Here is a 16123-nt window from a genome sequence, read left to right as displayed (position 1 = left end):
CGGCCCAACCAACTCTGAAGCGCAAGAGCATGAAAAATCGCCAATAAAAAACCCCCGTGAAAACGGGGGTTTTGACTGCCGGTCGATCAGATGATCACCGACCGTATTTCACGGCTTTTGCTCGACGTTAAGCTGGCACTGTCGAAAAGCTGCCCTCACTCCACCGTCACCGACTTCGCCAAATTCCGCGGCTGGTCAACATCAGTCCCCTTGAGCACGGCGACATAGTACGAGAGCAACTGCAAAGGAATGGTGTACAGAATCGGCGCCAGCGCATCCGCGATATGCGGGACCGGAATCACATGGGTCCCTTCGCCATTGCTCAACCCGGCTTGCTCGTCAGCGAACACCACCAGCTCACCGCCGCGTGCACGCACCTCCTGCAGGTTGGACTTGAGCTTCTCGAGCAGTTCGTTGTTCGGCGCAACGGTCACCACCGGCATGTCGTTATCCACAAGCGCCAGCGGGCCGTGTTTGAGCTCGCCCGCGGGGTAGGCTTCGGCATGGATATAGGAGATTTCCTTGAGCTTGAGCGCACCTTCCATGGCCACCGGGTATTGAGCGCCGCGGCCCAGGAACAAGGTGTGATGCTTGTCAGCGAACAACTCGGCGATTTTCTCGACGGTTGCGTCCATGGCCAATGCTTCACCCAGACGTGTTGGCAGGCGGCGCAGTTCCTCGACCAGTTCAGCTTCGACGCCCTTGTCCAGGGTGCCGCGCACCTGGCCCAAGGCCAAGGTCAGAAGCATCAACGACACCAGCTGGGTGGTGAAGGCCTTGGTCGAAGCGACGCCGATTTCCGGGCCGGCCAGGGTCAGCAATGTCAGGTCGGATTCCCGCACCAGCGAGCTGATGCCCACGTTGCAGATCGCCAGGCTGCCAAGGAAGCCTAGTTCCTTGGCGTTGCGCAGCGCTGCCAGAGTATCGGCGGTCTCGCCCGACTGGGAGATGGAAACGAACAGCGTATCGGGCTGCACGACTACCTTGCGGTAACGGAACTCGCTCGCTACTTCTACCTGGCAGGGGATCCCCGCCAGGCTTTCCAGCCAGTAACGTGCAACCATGCCGGCGTGATAGCTGGTACCACAGGCTACGATCTGCACATTGCGCACTTTGCCAAACAGCTCGGCTGCCTGCGGACCGAATGCCTGTACCAGGACATGGTCATGGCCCAAGCGACCTTCCAATGTGCGTTGCACCACGCGCGGCTGCTCGTGGATTTCCTTGAGCATGAAGTGACGGTACTGGCCCTTGTCAGCGGCCTCGGCGCCTTCGTGGTACTGCACGGTTTCACGCTGCACAGGAAGGCCATCGTGGTCCCAGATGGCGACGTGGTCGCGACGGATCTCGGCGATATCGCCCTCTTCGAGATACATGAAGCGATCGGTGACCTGCCGCAGGGCCAGTTGGTCAGAGGCAAGGAAGTTCTCACCGAGGCCCAGGCCAATCACCAACGGGCTGCCGCTACGGGCAGCGACCAAGCGGTCAGGCTGGCTTTTGCTGATCAATGCCAGGCCATAGGCACCGTGCAGCCGCTTGACCGCAGCCTTCAAGGCGTCTGCCAGGTCGGGAATGCCCTTGAGGAGATGGTCGATCAGGTGAACGATCACTTCGGTATCGGTCTGGGACACGAAGGCATAGCCCAATCCCTTCAGTTCCTCGCGCAGTTCCTCGTGGTTCTCGATGATGCCGTTGTGCACCACGGCCACGTCATGGCCTGAGAAATGCGGGTGGGCATTGGTTTCGGTAGGCGCGCCATGGGTTGCCCAGCGCGTATGCGCGATGCCGAGCCGTCCTGCGATTGGCTCGAGCGCGACGGCTGCTTCGAGCTCGCTGACCTTGCCGATGCGGCGACGGCGTTGCAATTCGCCCTCGGGCGTCAGCACCGCCAGACCTGCGCTGTCATACCCACGGTATTCAAGACGCTTCAGGCCCTCGATAAGGATGGCGGTAATGTTGCGTTCGGCCACAGCACCTACAATTCCACACATGCTTGGTTACTCCTGACTGATAGCGGCGCAGATCAGATTGACGCCGCGTGCTTTAATTTGTGCGCGTGCCTGTTCGCACAGGCGTTCGTCCGAGATCAGGGTGTGCACCCTGCCCCAAGGCAGTTCGAGGTTGGGAATCTTGCGGCCGACCTTGTCCGACTCAACCATCACGATCACCTCACGGGCGACCTCGGCCATGACGCGGCTCAGACCCAGCAATTCGTTGAATGTGGTGGTACCGCGTTCCAGGTCGATGCCATCGGCCCCGATGAACAACTGGTCGAAGTCATACGAGCGCAGAACCTGTTCGGCCACCTGGCCTTGAAAGGACTCGGAATGCGGGTCCCAGGTGCCACCTGTCATCAGCAGCACCGGCTCGTGCTCGAGTTCGCTGATGGCCCGGGCAACATTGAGCGAATTGGTCATGACCACCAAGCCCGGCTGGCGACCGAGTTCAGGGATCATGGCGGCGGTGGTACTGCCGCTGTCGATGATGATCCGGGCGTGTTCGCGGATGAGGTTCACAGCGGCACGTGCAATGGCACGCTTGTAGGCCGACACGGGTTGCGCCGGCTCCGCCAGCAACTCCTGCGGCATGGTTACAGCCCCGCCGTAGCGGCGCAGCAACAAGCCATTGCTTTCCAGTGCCGCCAGGTCCTTGCGGATAGTGACCTCGGACGTGTCAAACCGTCTCGCCAGCGCATCCACGCTGACCTCGCCCTGCTCCGCGAGCAGGGCCAGTATGTTATGGCGGCGTTGTGGCGTGTTTCGTTTCGACATCGGCGCTTTAAGTTTCGTTTCGAAAGATAATGATCGCAATCAAAACCTAAATGCTCGGTTCCGTCAACCCCGTCGTCTCGTTGTGGATAACGATACTCAGCTGTATGGCCAGCGTTAGCCAGCTAATGCCTGGGAAATAAAAAGGCCGGCTTGTTATGCACAAGGCCGGCCTCGAGAGAGCTGTGGATAATCAGGGCTTCTTGATCTTCTCTGGACGCTTCCACCCCGAAACGTTGCGCTGGCGAGAGCGTGCTACCGCCAATTCACCTGCTTCTACACACTGAGTAATCGTCGAGCCCGCAGCAGTGGTGGCCCCGGCCTTGATTTCCACAGGCGCGACGAGGGCGCTGTTGGAACCGATGAAGACGTCTTCGCCCATGACCGTCTTGAACTTGTTGGCCCCATCGTAATTACAGGTGATGGTGCCCGCACCAATATTAGTGCGGGCGCCGATTTCGGCATCACCCAAATACGACAGATGCCCAGCTTTGGCGCCTTCACCAAGATGGGCATTCTTCAGCTCGACGAAGTTACCCACATGGGCCTTTGCATCGAGTACGGTCCCCGGACGCAAGCGTGCAAATGGACCTGCATCACTCCCCTCGCCCATGACGGCACCCTCTAGGTGACTGTTGGCCTTGATCACGGCACCTTTGCGCAGCGTGCAATCCTTGATCACACAGTTAGGGCCAATCTGCACGTCGTCTTCGATGACAACCTTGCCTTCCAAAATGACGTTGATATCGATCAGCACATCCCGGCCGACCGTCACTTCGCCCCGGACATCGAAACGCGCAGGGTCACGCAAGGTCACACCCTGCGCCATCAGGCGGCGGGCCTCACGCAACTGGTAGTGACGCTCCAGTTCGGCAAGCTGACGGCGGTCATTGGCACCCTGCACTTCCATGGGATCGTCAGGTTGCTCGGTGGCGACCAACAGGCCATCAGCGACTGCCATGGCGATCACATCAGTCAGGTAGTACTCGCCCTGGGCATTGTTGTTCGACAAGCGGCCCATCCAATCTGCCAGGCGAGCGCCAGGAAGCGCCAGGATGCCGGTGTTGCCTTCGCGAATGGCTTTCTGTGCCTCGTTAGCGTCCTTGTGCTCGACGATTGCCGTTACCTGCCCATGCGCATCACGCACAATCCGGCCATAGCCCGTCGGATCCTCGAGCGTAACCGTGAGCAAACCCAGTTGCTGCTCGCTGGCTTTGGCCAACAAGCGTTGCAAGGTCGGTACTTCGATGAGCGGCACGTCGCCGTACAGCACCAGCACGGTGTCCGCGGACAGTGCTGGCAAAGCTTGCGCCAAGGCATGCCCCGTACCCAGTTGCTTGTCCTGCATGACAAAGTTGAGGTCGTCACCTGCCAGTCTCGCTTGAACCAACTCTGCCCCATGGCCTATCACCACGTGGATGCCCTGCGGCTGAAGCTGGCGAGCGCTGTGGATAACATGACCGAGCATGGAGTTGCCCGCTACCGGGTGCAATACCTTGGGCAGCGACGAACGCATGCGGGTGCCTTGGCCGGCGGCAAGAATAACGATATCGAGGGACATGACTGGCTACCAATCCTGGGCGGTCAGTTGCTTGACCGAAAGGGGAAAATCGAAAAAAGAAAAAGGGTAGCCGAGGCTACCCTTTTACTCAATCGCAACACAAATGATGGCCGCAGCCGATCACTTGCCTCTGCGCATTTGCTGGACAGTACGCAGCTGAGCCGCAGCCTCGGCCAGACGTGCGGCAGCAGCGCCGTAGTCGAAGTCCGAGCCTTTGGTGTTCAGCGCGTTCTCGGCAGCCTTGAGGGCTTCCTGAGCCTGAGCTTCGTCCAGGTCGGCAGCACGTTGCACGGTGTCGGCAAGAACCTTCACCATGTTCGGCTGCACTTCGAGGAAGCCACCGGAGATGTAGTACACCTCTTGAGTGCCACCCTGCTTGGTCAGCGTGATCGGACCCGGCTTGAGATTGGTGATCAGCGGGGCGTGGCCTGGTGCGATACCCAGATCGCCCAAGTTGCCGTGCGCTACTACCATCTCGACCAGACCGGAGAAGATTTCTCCTTCCGCGCTGACGATATCGCAATGGACTGTCATAGCCATCTGCTTGCCTCAACCTGATTAGCGCCCCTTGCGGGGCGCCGGGATTACAGTTTCTTGGCTTTCTCGATCGCTTCGTCGATGCTGCCGACCATGTAGAACGCTTGTTCTGGCAGGTGGTCGTAGTCACCTTTGAGGATGCCGCTGAAGCCAGCGATGGTGTCTTTCAGGGAAACGTACTTGCCTGGCGAACCGGTGAAGACCTCGGCCACGAAGAACGGCTGCGACAGGAAGCGCTGGATCTTACGAGCGCGCGCTACCAGTTGCTTGTCGGTCTCGGACAGCTCGTCCATACCCAGGATCGCGATGATGTCCTTCAGCTCTTTGTAGCGCTGCAGAACATACTGAACCTGACGGGCAGTTTCGTAGTGCTCGGTACCGATCACGTTCGGGTCCAGCTGGCGCGAAGTCGAGTCCAGTGGGTCGACCGCTGGGTAGATACCCAGGGAGGCGATGTCACGGGACAGAACGACGGTGGCGTCCAAGTGGGCGAAGGTGGTCGCTGGCGACGGGTCGGTCAAGTCATCCGCAGGCACGTAAACGGCCTGGATGGAGGTGATCGAACCTTCCTTGGTCGAAGTGATACGCTCTTGCAGAACGCCCATCTCTTCGGCCAGGGTCGGCTGGTAACCTACTGCCGAAGGCATACGGCCCAGCAGTGCGGATACTTCGGTACCGGCCAGGGTGTAACGATAGATGTTGTCGACGAACAGCAGAACGTCGTTACCTTCGTCACGGAACTTCTCAGCCATGGTCAGGCCAGTCAGCGCAACGCGCAGACGGTTTCCTGGTGGCTCGTTCATCTGACCGTAGACCAGCGCTACTTTGTCGAGAACGTTGGAGTCCTTCATCTCGTGGTAGAAGTCGTTACCCTCACGAGTACGCTCACCCACACCAGCGAACACGGAATAACCGCTGTGCTCGATGGCGATGTTACGGATCAGTTCCATCATGTTCACGGTCTTGCCGACACCGGCACCACCGAACAGACCAACTTTACCACCCTTGGCGAACGGGCAAACCAGGTCGATAACCTTGATGCCGGTTTCCAGCAGGTCGTTGCCGCCTGCCTGGTCAGCGAACGAAGGTGCCTTCTGGTGGATACCACGACGCTCTTCTTCACCGATCGGACCGGCTTCGTCGATTGGGTTACCCAGGACGTCCATGATGCGGCCCAGGGTAGCCTTACCGACAGGAACGGAGATGGCCGCGCCGGTATCGACGACGTCCAGACCGCGCTTCAGACCTTCGGTCGAGCCCATCGCAATGGTACGAACCACGCCGTCGCCCAGCTGCTGCTGAACTTCCAGGGTGGTTTCCGCGCCTTGTACTTTCAGCGCGTTGTAAACACTCGGCACGACGTCACGTGGGAATTCCACGTCGATGACGGCGCCGATGATTTGAACGATACGTCCGCTACTCATAGCTGGATCCTCTGAATTTTTGAACCGTTAAACCGCGGCAGCGCCGCCGACGATTTCCGAGATCTCCTGGGTGATCGCAGCCTGACGCGCCTTGTTGTAGATCAGCTGGAGTTCGCTGATCAGGTCACCGGCGTTGTCTGTGGCGTTCTTCATGGCGATCATCCGGGCTGCTTGTTCAGCAGCATTGTTCTCGACCACCGCCTGGTACACCTGCGACTCCACGTAACGCACCATCAAGCCGTCCAGCAGCTCTTTTGCGTCGGGTTCGTACAGGTAGTCCCAGTGATGCTTGAGTTCCTGATCCGGGGTTGCCACCAACGGTACCAATTGCTCGACCGTCGGCTTTTGGGTCATGGTGTTGATGAACTTGTTCGAAACCACCGAGAGGCGATCGATACGGCCATCGAGGTAGGCGTCCAGCATGACCTTGACGGAGCCGATCAAGTCATTGATCGATGGCTCTTCGCCCAGGTGGCTGATCGCGGCTACTACGTTGCCGCCAAAGATACGGAAGAAAGTCGCACCCTTGCTGCCGATCACGCACAGGTCGATTTCCACGCCCTGTTCGCGGTTTTCGTTCATGTCCTTGACCAAGGCCTTGAACAGGTTGGTATTCAAGCCACCGCACAGACCACGGTCACTGCTCACCACGATATAACCGGCGCGCTTTACAGGGCGCTCGATCATGAACGGGTGGCGGTATTCCGGGTTGGCGTTGGCCAGATGACCGATCACCTGGCGGATACGCTCCGCATAAGGACGGCTAGCAGCCATGCGCTGTTGTGCCTTGCGCATTTTGCTGACCGCCACTTTTTCCATGGCGCTGGTAATTTTTTGCGTGCTTTTGATGCTCGCAATCTTACTGCGAATCTCTTTTGCGCCTGCCATGTATCACCTATCAGGTTAGCAAGCGGGGGCCTGGGCCCCCGCTGCGGCTTACCAGGTCTGGGTGGCCTTGAACTTCTCGATACCGGCTTTCATGCCTGCATCGATTTCGTCGTTGAAGTCACCCTTCACGTTGATCTTCGCCATCAGTTCGGCGTGATCACGGTGGAAGAAGGCGATCAGTGCTTGCTCGAAGCTGCCGACCTTGGAGACTTCTACGTCGGTCAGGAAGCCACGCTCAGCGGCGTACAGCGACAGGGCCATGTCCGCGATGGACATCGGCGCGTACTGCTTCTGCTTCATCAGCTCGGTAACGCGCTGACCATGCTCCAGCTGCTTGCGGGTCGCTTCGTCCAGATCGGACGCGAACTGGGCGAATGCCGCCAGTTCACGGTACTGAGCCAGTGCGGTACGAATACCACCGGACAGCTTCTTGATGATCTTGGTCTGAGCGGCACCACCTACACGCGATACCGAAACACCGGCGTTCACTGCAGGGCGGATGCCCGAGTTGAACATGGCCGATTCCAGGAAGATCTGACCGTCGGTGATGGAAATCACGTTGGTCGGAACGAACGCCGAAACGTCGCCAGCCTGGGTTTCGATGATCGGCAGAGCGGTCAGGGAACCGGTCTTGCCAGTGACTGCGCCGTTGGTGAACTTCTCGACGTATTCTTCCGAAACGCGCGATGCACGCTCCAGCAGACGGGAGTGGAGATAGAACACGTCGCCTGGGTACGCTTCACGTCCTGGTGGACGACGTAGCAGCAGGGAGATCTGACGGTAGGCAACAGCCTGCTTGGACAGGTCATCGTAGACGATCAGGGCATCTTCACCGCGGTCACGGAAGTACTCGCCCATGGTGCAGCCGGAGTACGGCGCCAGGAACTGCAGGGCAGCCGATTCCGAGGCGCTGGCGGCAACAACGATGGTGTTGGCCAGGGCACCGGCTTCTTCGAGCTTGCGCACGACGTTGGCGATGGTCGACTGCTTCTGGCCGACGGCCACGTATACGCAGAAGATACCGCTGTTTTTCTGGTTGATGATCGCATCGACCGCCATGGCAGTCTTACCGATCTGACGGTCACCGATGATCAGCTCACGCTGGCCACGGCCAACCGGGATCATGGCGTCGACCGACTTGTAGCCAGTCTGTACAGGCTGGTCTACCGACTTACGCCAGATCACGCCTGGAGCAACTTTCTCGACCGCGTCGGTCTCGGTGTTGTTCAGCGGACCTTTGCCGTCGATCGGGTTACCCAGTGCGTCCACGACGCGACCCAGCAGTTCCTTACCAACCGGAACTTCCAGGATGCGACCGGTGCACTTGGCGCTCATGCCCTCGGCGAGGGAGGTGTACGCACCCAGTACCACTGCACCTACGGAGTCTTGCTCCAGGTTCAGTGCCATACCGTATACGCCGCCCGGGAACTCGATCATTTCGCCGTACATAGCGTCGGCCAGACCGTGGATCCGTACGATACCGTCGGAAACGCTTACGACAGTACCTTCGTTACGGGCTTGGGAGCCGACATCGAGCTTCTCGATGCGGCCCTTGATGATTTCACTAATTTCGGAAGGATTGAGTTGCTGCATTGCTCTGCTGCCCCTTCAAACTCAAGATTTCAATGCTTCGGCCAGTTTCGCGATTTTGCCGCGAACAGAGCCATCGATTACCAGGTCGCCGGCGCGGATGACGACGCCGCCGATCAGGCTGGCATCCTCCGACGCGTGCAGGCGCACTTCCCGGCTGAGCCGTGCACTGAGAACCTTGGCGAGTTTGTCTTGCTGTTCTTGGTTCAACGCAAAAGCACTGGTGACTTCCACGTCCACGGATTTCTCTTGTTCTGCCTTGTACAGGTCGAACAGAGCGGCAATCTCCGGCAGAAGCAGGAGACGGTCGTTTTCCGCGGCAACATGAATGAAATTCTGTGCCGATGCATCGAACTTGTCACCGCAAACGTCAATGAATGCGGCGGCCTTTTCTGCGCTTGTCAGTCGCGGGGCCTTGAGCAGGCGCTGCATGGTGTCGTCTTCGGACACTGCAGCAGCCAGGCCGAGCATGGCTGACCAATTGGCCAGTTGCTGATGGGCCTGGGCATGCTCAAAGGCAGCCTTAGCGTAAGGTCGGGCCAACGTGGTCAGTTCTGCCATGATCGCCCTCGCTTAAATTTCAGCGGCCAGTTTGTTAACCAGCTCTGCATGCGCGTTTTGATCGATTGTGGCGCCAAGGATCTTTTCAGCACCGCCAACAGCCAGGGCACCCACTTGGGCACGCAGGGCGTCTTTGACGCTGTTCAGTTCCTGTTCGATCTCGGCCTGAGCCTGAGCCTTCACACGGTCAGCTTCGACACGAGCCTGTTCACGGGCTTCGTCTACTAGCTGAGCAGCGCGTTTCTTGCTTTGCTCAATGATTTCAGCTGCCTGTGCCTTTGCTTCACGCAGTTGCTGACCCACTTTCTCTTGGGCCAGCTCCAGGTCGCGAGCTGCGCGGTTGGCAGCGTCCAAGCCGTCTGCAATCTTCTTTTGACGCTCTTGCAGAGCAGTGATGACCGGAGGCCATACGTACTTCATGCAGAAGAGTACAAAAATCAGAAAAGCAACGGATTGGCCAATCAGGGTTGCATTAATGTTCACGCCAACACCTCGCTCGGTCTTTGTCCATCACACCCATCAACTCGTCGAAACGAGTGATTAGCCGGCGATTTGACCAACGAAGGGATTCGCGAAGGTGAAGAACAGAGCGATACCAACACCGATCATGGTGACGGCGTCGAGCAGACCGGCAACGATGAACATTTTGACCTGCAGCATCGGAACCATCTCAGGCTGACGAGCAGCGCCTTCCAGGAATTTGCCGCCCAGCAGGCCGAAACCAATGGCGGTACCCAGAGCACCCAGGCCGATCAGCAGAGCAACAGCGATAGCGGTCAGACCAACTACAGTTTCCATCTTTCCTCCCGACTTTTACGTCGTATTGGTTAGGTTTTTTAGTTTGAAGCGGTAAAACGAATCGTTTGGTACAGCATGCCCTTGCGGACTTTTTAAGCCCTCCCCCCAAACGAGCGGGGAAGGCTATCAGACACGCCAGGCGGTCTTAATGGTTATCTTCGTGAGCCATCGACAGGTAGACGATGGTAAGCATCATGAAGATGAAGGCTTGCAGGGTGATGATCAGGATGTGGAACACAGCCCACGCCCATTGCAGCACGATACCCAGGCCGCTGAGCCACAGGATGCCGGCGCCGAACATCACGGCAATCAGGATGAACACCAGCTCGCCGGCGTACATGTTGCCGAACAGACGCAATGCCAGCGAGATCGGCTTGGCGATCAGGGTCACGAATTCAAGCAGGAAGTTGACCGGGATCAGCAGGATCTGCAGGAAGATATTCTTGCTGCCGAACGGGTGCAGGGTCAGCTCACCGATGAAGCCACCCAGGCCCTTGACCTTGATGCTGTAGAAGATGATCAGCGCAAACACGCAGAAGGCCATGGCCAGAGTCGCGTTCGGGTCGGTGGTCGACACGGCGCGGAACGGAATGTGCGGATCACCCGAGATCAGGATGGCCAGCTGAGGAATCCAGTCGACCGGTACCAGGTCGATGGCGTTCATCAGGAATACCCAGACGAAGATGGTCAGCGCCAGCGGCGCGATCACCGGGCTACGGCCGTGGAAGGAGTCCTTCACGCTGCCGTTGACGAAGTCCACCAGCACTTCGACGAAGTTCTGCAGGCCGCTCGGTTGACCAGAAGTCGCCTTCTTGGCCGCCATGCGGAAGATGAACAGGAAGATCAGACCCAGTGCGACGGACCAACCCAGGGTATCCACGTGGAATGCCCAGAAGCCCATAGCCTTGGCTTCTGCAGCCGAATGGGCGAAGCCCCAGCTGCCGTCTGGTAGTTGACCGTAAGTCAGGTTCTGCAAGTGGTGCTGGATATAGCCCGAAGCGGTTTCTGCTGCCATGGTTGCCTCAAACGCCCTAAGGTCTCGAAAGTCTTTTATTCATCAGCAGGGGCGCGAACCAGCTGACCAAAAGGGTCAACACGAAGACGCCGAATACTGCCAGCGGCGCCAGTGGCTTCACTCCTGCGAAGGTCAGTGCGAAGAGCACTGCCGTCAAAATCATCTTGCCTGCCTCGCCAGCGTAGAACGACTTGACGATGGCCTGCGCCGCCCGAGCTCCGCTAAAGCGAAAAGCCTTCCAGGCGAAATAAACATTGGGCAGCCAGGCAATCAGGCCTCCGCAGAGCCCTGAATATCCGCTGACCGTCCCAGCCAACTGCCACAACACCAAGGTTGCCAGCAGCAGCACGACGAATTGCGTCAGCAATACCGGAAAAACCGCCCAGCGATGGAAAGGCAACCGGTTTGGCGTGCGGATTTCCATCACAACTGCTCCCCGTGAATCGGCCTGCCAGTCAGCGATGACTTGGCATAATTTGTGCCGACAAAATGCGCGCAGAGTATAGGGGTGGATTAACCCCTATTCAACTATTCGTAGTGATTTCCGATTGCGCGCTACAACAGGAATTGTTTCAGCGAATGTGTGCGAGTACGCCCTGCAACTCATCGAGCGAGTTATAGCGAATCACCAGTTGGCCCTTGCCTTTAGCGCCGTGGCGAATCTGTACAGCCGAGCCCAAACGCTCTGCAAGCCGCTGTTCCAGGCGTGCAATGTCCGGATCAGGTTTGCCAGGTTCTACCGGATCAGGCTTGTCGCTCAGCCATTGGCGCACCAGCGCCTCGGTCTGACGTACGGTCAGCCCACGTGCGACAACATGACGCGCCCCTTCCTCCTGGCGATTCTCTTCCAGGCCTAGCAAAGCCCGTGCGTGACCCATCTCCAGGTCACCATGGGCGAGCATCGTTTTGATCGCTTCAGGCAACGTGATCAACCGCAGCAGGTTGGCCACGGTCACCCGCGACTTGCCCACGGCATCGGCCACTTGCTGCTGGGTCAGCTCGAACTCCTGCTGCAACCGCTGCAAGGCCAGCGCTTCTTCCAGAGGGTTCAAGTCCTCGCGCTGGATGTTTTCGATCAGGGCCATGGCAATGGCCGCTTCGTCAGGGACCTCGCGGACCATGGCCGGAATGGTGTCCAGACCGGCTTGCTGAGTCGCGCGCCAGCGCCGCTCACCGGCGATGATCTCATAGCGCTCATCGCCAACCGGCCGCACCACGATCGGTTGCATCACGCCGTGGCTGCGGATCGAGTGTGCCAATTCTTCGAGCGCCTGCGGGTCCATGTCGCGACGTGGCTGGTACTTGCCCCGTTGAATCAACTCGACGGGCAGGTGCTGAAGCTCCTTGAGGTCGATCTTTACAGCCTGCTCCTCGAGCGCGCTCACGGATGGACCGCTGAGCAGCGCATCCAACCCACGTCCGAGACCCCGTTTCTTGACGGCCATGCGGATTCCTTAAGTTGCTTGTGCAGTGCGGGACTGGCGGCGTTGACGACGAACCAATTCTCCGGCCAGGGCAAGGTAGGCCTGTGCGCCGCGCGATTGCTTGTCGTAGGCCAATGCCGGCATACCGAAGCTGGGTGCTTCGGCCAGGCGGATGTTTCGCGGAATGACGGTATCGTACAACTGCGAACCGAAATGCTCCTTGAGCTGCGCCGAGACATCGTTGTTCAGGCTCAGCCGCGGATCATACATGGTTCGCAGCAATCCCTCGATCTTGAGCGCGGGGTTCAACTTGGCGGCGATCCGCTTGATGTTGTCCACAAGGTCGCTCAGCCCTTCCAGCGCGTAATACTCGCACTGCATGGGGATGATCACGCCATCGGAAGCCACCAGGGCATTGAGCGTCAGCATCGACAATGAAGGCGGGCAGTCGATTAGGATGAAATCGTAGTTATCACGAATGGGCGCCAGCGCATTACGCAGGCGGCTTTCCTTGACCTGCATCTCCAGCAGCACGACTTCGGCAGCGGTCAGGTCACGGTTGGCCGGCAACAGCTGGAACCCACCATGCTCGGAATAGTGCATGGCCTGGGCCAGGTCACACTCTCCGATCAGCAGGTCGTACACAGAGTGCTCGAGCTCGTGCTTGTCCACGCCGCTGCCCATGGTGGCATTGCCCTGCGGATCGAGGTCGATCAGCAGCACACGACGCTTGGTCGCCACCAGCGAGGCAGCGAGATTGATACAGGTGGTGGTCTTGCCCACACCACCTTTCTGGTTCGCGATTGCGAATACCTTAGCCATTGATGCGTCTGTTCCCAGTCAAGCCTTGCGGCGCAGTATCAGCAGATGACGTTGGCCCTGGCAACCCGGAACGGTCAGGGCCTGCTCGCTTTCCACTGTGAAGTCTGCGGGCAATGCTACCAGTTCATCGGCAGGATGCAGCCCCTTCATTGCAAGCCACTGCGTCCCGGTGTCGCCCAGGTGGCGGGTCCAGTTGGTGAAATTCTCCATGCTGCTGAAAGCGCGGGAGATGATGCCGTCGAACGGCTGGGCCGGCGTGTACCCCTCGACCCTGCTGTGGATAACCGTAAGGTTGTCCAGCTTGAGCTCCATTTTCACCTGGGTCAGAAAGCGCGTCTTCTTGCCATTGGCATCCAGTACGGTGATCCGCTTGTGGGGATTCAGGATAGCCATGGGCACACCTGGCATGCCTCCGCCGCTGCCGACATCCAGCCAGTTGCTGCGCTCGCTGTGGATAAACGGCATCACGCTGAGGCTGTCGAGCAGGTGACGCGAAACCATTTCGTCCGGATCCCGGACGGCGGTGAGGTTGTAGGCCTTGTTCCACTTGATCAACAGGGCCAGGTAGCCCAGCAGTTTTTCATGGTGTTCAGGGCTCAGGGGCACAGCCAACTGGCGGGCACCTGTGGACAACTCTTCGGCATGTTGGGAGGTAACCAGGGAACTCAAACGCTTTGCTCCAGCTCGCGGCCTGCACCGCGTTTTTTCAGGTGGATGAGCAACAGGGAAGTGGCCGCCGGCGTCACGCCTGGAATGCGCGAGGCCTGCCCCAGGGTTTCGGGACGGGTCTGGCTGAGCTTGCCCTGAATCTCTTTGGACAGCCCCGAAATCGTGGCGTACTCGATATCCACAGGCAGGCGCGTGTCCTCACTGGCGCGCAGCCGCGCGATTTCGTCCTGCTGACGGTCGATGTAACCCGCGTATTTGGTGCGAATCTCGACCTGCTCGGCGACCTGTGGATCGATCGACTCACCGCCGGTAGCCGCCATTAACCCTGCATAGTCGATTTCGGGTCGTGCCAGCAGGTTCAGCAGGCTGTACTCGTGGCTCAATGGCGTACCGAACTTGTCCACAACGGCTTGGCCTTGCTCGGTGTTGGGCCTTATCCAGGTCGATTTCAGCCGCTGCTCTTCTTTTTCGATACCGTCGCGCTTGGTGCAGAAGGCGGCCCAGCGCTCGTCGTCGATCAACCCCAGCGCTCGCCCTTTTTCGGTGAGACGCAGGTCGGCGTTGTCCTCTCGCAGGATCAACCGGTATTCGGCCCGGGATGTGAACATGCGATACGGTTCTTGAGTACCCAAGGTGATCAAGTCGTCGACCAGCACGCCGATGTAGGCTTCATCGCGCCGCGGACACCAGGCCTCGCGGCCCTGAGCGCGCAGTGCGGCGTTGGTCCCGGCCAACAGGCCTTGCGCACCGGCTTCTTCGTAACCGGTGGTGCCGTTGATCTGGCCAGCGAAGAAAAGACCACCAATGACTTTGGTTTCCAGGCTGTACTTCAAGTCGCGCGGATCGAAGTAGTCATATTCGATCGCGTAGCCTGGGCGGACGATATGCGCGTTTTCCATGCCCCGGATCGAGCGCACCAACTCCAACTGCACATCGAAGGGCAGCGAAGTGGAAATACCGTTGGGGTAGAGCTCGTGAGTGGTCAGGCCTTCAGGCTCGATGAATACCTGGTGGCTTTCCTTGTCCGCAAAGCGGTGGATCTTGTCTTCGATCGACGGGCAGTAACGTGGCCCTACCCCTTCGATGACACCCGAGTACATGGGCGAGCGGTCAAGGTTCGAAGCGATGATGTCATGTGTCCGGGCGTTGGTGTGAGTGATGTAGCAGCTCACCTGGCGCGGGTGCATGCCAGCATTGCCCATGAACGACATCACCGGGACAGGCGTATCGCCGGGCTGCTCGGTCATGACCGAGAAATCCACAGAGCGACCGTCGATACGAGGCGGCGTACCTGTCTTCAGCCGGCCGACGCGTAGCGGCAATTCACGCATGCGATGCGCCAACGCGATGGAGGGCGGATCGCCTGCGCGTCCTCCCGAGTGGTTCTGCATACCAATATGGATCAGGCCGCCCAGGAAGGTGCCGGTGGTGAGCACGACCGAGTTTGCAAAGAACCGCAGCCCCATCTGGGTGACCACGCCTTTGACTTCATCCTGTTCAACGATCAGGTCGTCACAGCACTGCTGAAATATCCACAGGTTGGGCTGGTTTTCCAAAATCTCACGCACAACCGCTTTGTAGATGGCGCGGTCAGCCTGCGCACGCGTGGCGCGAACGGCTGGGCCCTTGCGGTTATTCAACACGCGAAACTGAATGCCACTCTTGTCGGTGGCCAGCGCCATGGCGCCGCCCAAGGCATCGATTTCCTTGACCAGATGGCTCTTGCCGATGCCACCAATGGCAGGGTTGCAACTCATGTGCCCGAGGGTTTCCACGTTGTGGGTCAGCAGCAGGGTTTTGACACCCATGCGTGCAGACGCAAGCGCAGCCTCGGTACCGGCATGGCCGCCGCCGATGACGATCACTTCAAAACGGGAAGGGAAATCCACCACGCACCTCGTGCCTGTTGTGCAAATAGAAAAGGTAAGCGGACAAGTATAGGGACATCACCCCCCTCATTGAAACCGTCTGAGCAAATTTTGATCAGGCTGTGGATGAATGGCACACAACAGAAATTAACGAAGAGAGATTTATAAAAGCTTTGTTTTTATGTTTATTCTTATGCA

The 16123-nt window shown here is 58.8% G+C and carries 16 protein-coding genes; all 16 read right to left on the bottom strand.

Going from position 1 to position 16123, the window contains the following annotated elements; translation table 11 throughout:
- Positions 1 to 155 precede the first annotated feature (155 nt).
- The 16 genes from glmS to mnmG all read right to left on the bottom strand — a co-directional run bounded on the left by glmS (position 156) and on the right by mnmG (position 15946).
- Positions 156 to 1991, bottom strand: coding sequence for a glutamine--fructose-6-phosphate transaminase (isomerizing) (glmS, locus tag ACK59L_RS19925; protein ID WP_409275546.1), 1836 nt, complete (start codon positions 1989 to 1991; stop codon positions 156 to 158).
- A gap of 6 nt (positions 1992 to 1997) precedes the next feature.
- Entirely contained in the window at positions 1998 to 2771 is a 774-nt protein-coding gene (locus ACK59L_RS19920) for a DeoR/GlpR family DNA-binding transcription regulator (protein WP_058602719.1), read from the bottom strand.
- Positions 2772 to 2961: 190 nt separating this feature from the next.
- Entirely contained in the window at positions 2962 to 4329 is a 1368-nt protein-coding gene (gene glmU, locus ACK59L_RS19915) for a bifunctional UDP-N-acetylglucosamine diphosphorylase/glucosamine-1-phosphate N-acetyltransferase GlmU (RefSeq protein WP_144963829.1), read from the bottom strand.
- Positions 4330 to 4449: 120 nt separating this feature from the next.
- Positions 4450 to 4869: a F0F1 ATP synthase subunit epsilon gene (locus ACK59L_RS19910; RefSeq protein WP_023532701.1), complete on the bottom strand. Its 420-nt coding sequence runs from the start codon at positions 4867 to 4869 to the stop codon at positions 4450 to 4452.
- Positions 4870 to 4913: 44 nt separating this feature from the next.
- Complete coding sequence (gene atpD / locus ACK59L_RS19905; protein ID WP_023532615.1) at positions 4914 to 6290, bottom strand: F0F1 ATP synthase subunit beta; 1377 nt, start codon at positions 6288 to 6290, stop codon at positions 4914 to 4916.
- A gap of 27 nt (positions 6291 to 6317) precedes the next feature.
- Entirely contained in the window at positions 6318 to 7178 is an 861-nt protein-coding gene (gene atpG, locus ACK59L_RS19900; protein WP_023532742.1) for a F0F1 ATP synthase subunit gamma, read from the bottom strand.
- Between the two features lie 48 nt (positions 7179 to 7226).
- The gene (gene atpA, locus ACK59L_RS19895; protein WP_023532736.1) at positions 7227 to 8771 is read right to left on the bottom strand and encodes a F0F1 ATP synthase subunit alpha; all 1545 of its coding nucleotides are present in this window, start codon (positions 8769 to 8771) and stop codon (positions 7227 to 7229) included.
- A 21-nt stretch (positions 8772 to 8792) separates the two neighbouring features.
- Positions 8793 to 9329, bottom strand: a complete 537-nt coding sequence (locus ACK59L_RS19890) for a F0F1 ATP synthase subunit delta (RefSeq protein WP_023532623.1) — start codon at positions 9327 to 9329, stop codon at positions 8793 to 8795.
- A 12-nt stretch (positions 9330 to 9341) separates the two neighbouring features.
- Positions 9342 to 9812, bottom strand: coding sequence for a F0F1 ATP synthase subunit B (locus tag ACK59L_RS19885; RefSeq protein WP_011536505.1), 471 nt, complete (start codon positions 9810 to 9812; stop codon positions 9342 to 9344).
- Positions 9813 to 9869: 57 nt separating this feature from the next.
- Positions 9870 to 10127 carry a F0F1 ATP synthase subunit C gene (gene atpE / locus ACK59L_RS19880; RefSeq protein WP_003097235.1) on the bottom strand — a complete coding sequence of 86 codons (258 nt, stop codon included), beginning with the start codon at positions 10125 to 10127 and terminating at the stop codon, positions 9870 to 9872.
- A gap of 145 nt (positions 10128 to 10272) precedes the next feature.
- Positions 10273 to 11142 (bottom strand): F0F1 ATP synthase subunit A, encoded by an 870-nt coding sequence (gene atpB, locus ACK59L_RS19875; protein ID WP_023532311.1) that lies wholly within the window; start codon positions 11140 to 11142, stop codon positions 10273 to 10275.
- A gap of 16 nt (positions 11143 to 11158) precedes the next feature.
- Positions 11159 to 11566, bottom strand: a complete 408-nt coding sequence (locus ACK59L_RS19870) for a F0F1 ATP synthase subunit I (RefSeq protein ID WP_023532288.1) — start codon at positions 11564 to 11566, stop codon at positions 11159 to 11161.
- Positions 11567 to 11714: 148 nt separating this feature from the next.
- Entirely contained in the window at positions 11715 to 12587 is an 873-nt protein-coding gene (locus tag ACK59L_RS19865; protein WP_058602715.1) for a ParB/RepB/Spo0J family partition protein, read from the bottom strand.
- Between the two features lie 9 nt (positions 12588 to 12596).
- Positions 12597 to 13388 (bottom strand): ParA family protein, encoded by a 792-nt coding sequence (locus tag ACK59L_RS19860; RefSeq protein WP_023532809.1) that lies wholly within the window; start codon positions 13386 to 13388, stop codon positions 12597 to 12599.
- An 18-nt stretch (positions 13389 to 13406) separates the two neighbouring features.
- The gene (rsmG, locus tag ACK59L_RS19855) at positions 13407 to 14057 is read right to left on the bottom strand and encodes a 16S rRNA (guanine(527)-N(7))-methyltransferase RsmG (protein ID WP_409275540.1); all 651 of its coding nucleotides are present in this window, start codon (positions 14055 to 14057) and stop codon (positions 13407 to 13409) included.
- Positions 14054 to 15946, bottom strand: a complete 1893-nt coding sequence (mnmG, locus tag ACK59L_RS19850) for a tRNA uridine-5-carboxymethylaminomethyl(34) synthesis enzyme MnmG (protein ID WP_409275538.1) — start codon at positions 15944 to 15946, stop codon at positions 14054 to 14056. The genes rsmG and mnmG overlap by 4 nt, the downstream gene beginning before the upstream one ends.
- Positions 15947 to 16123: the final 177 nt, after the last annotated feature.

Origin of the sequence: Pseudomonas sp. KCJK9111 (assembly GCF_046231935.1) — a bacterium.
GTDB lineage: Bacteria > Pseudomonadota > Gammaproteobacteria > Pseudomonadales > Pseudomonadaceae > Aquipseudomonas > Aquipseudomonas parafulva_B.
This window is presented reverse-complemented; position numbering and strand designations above follow the sequence as displayed.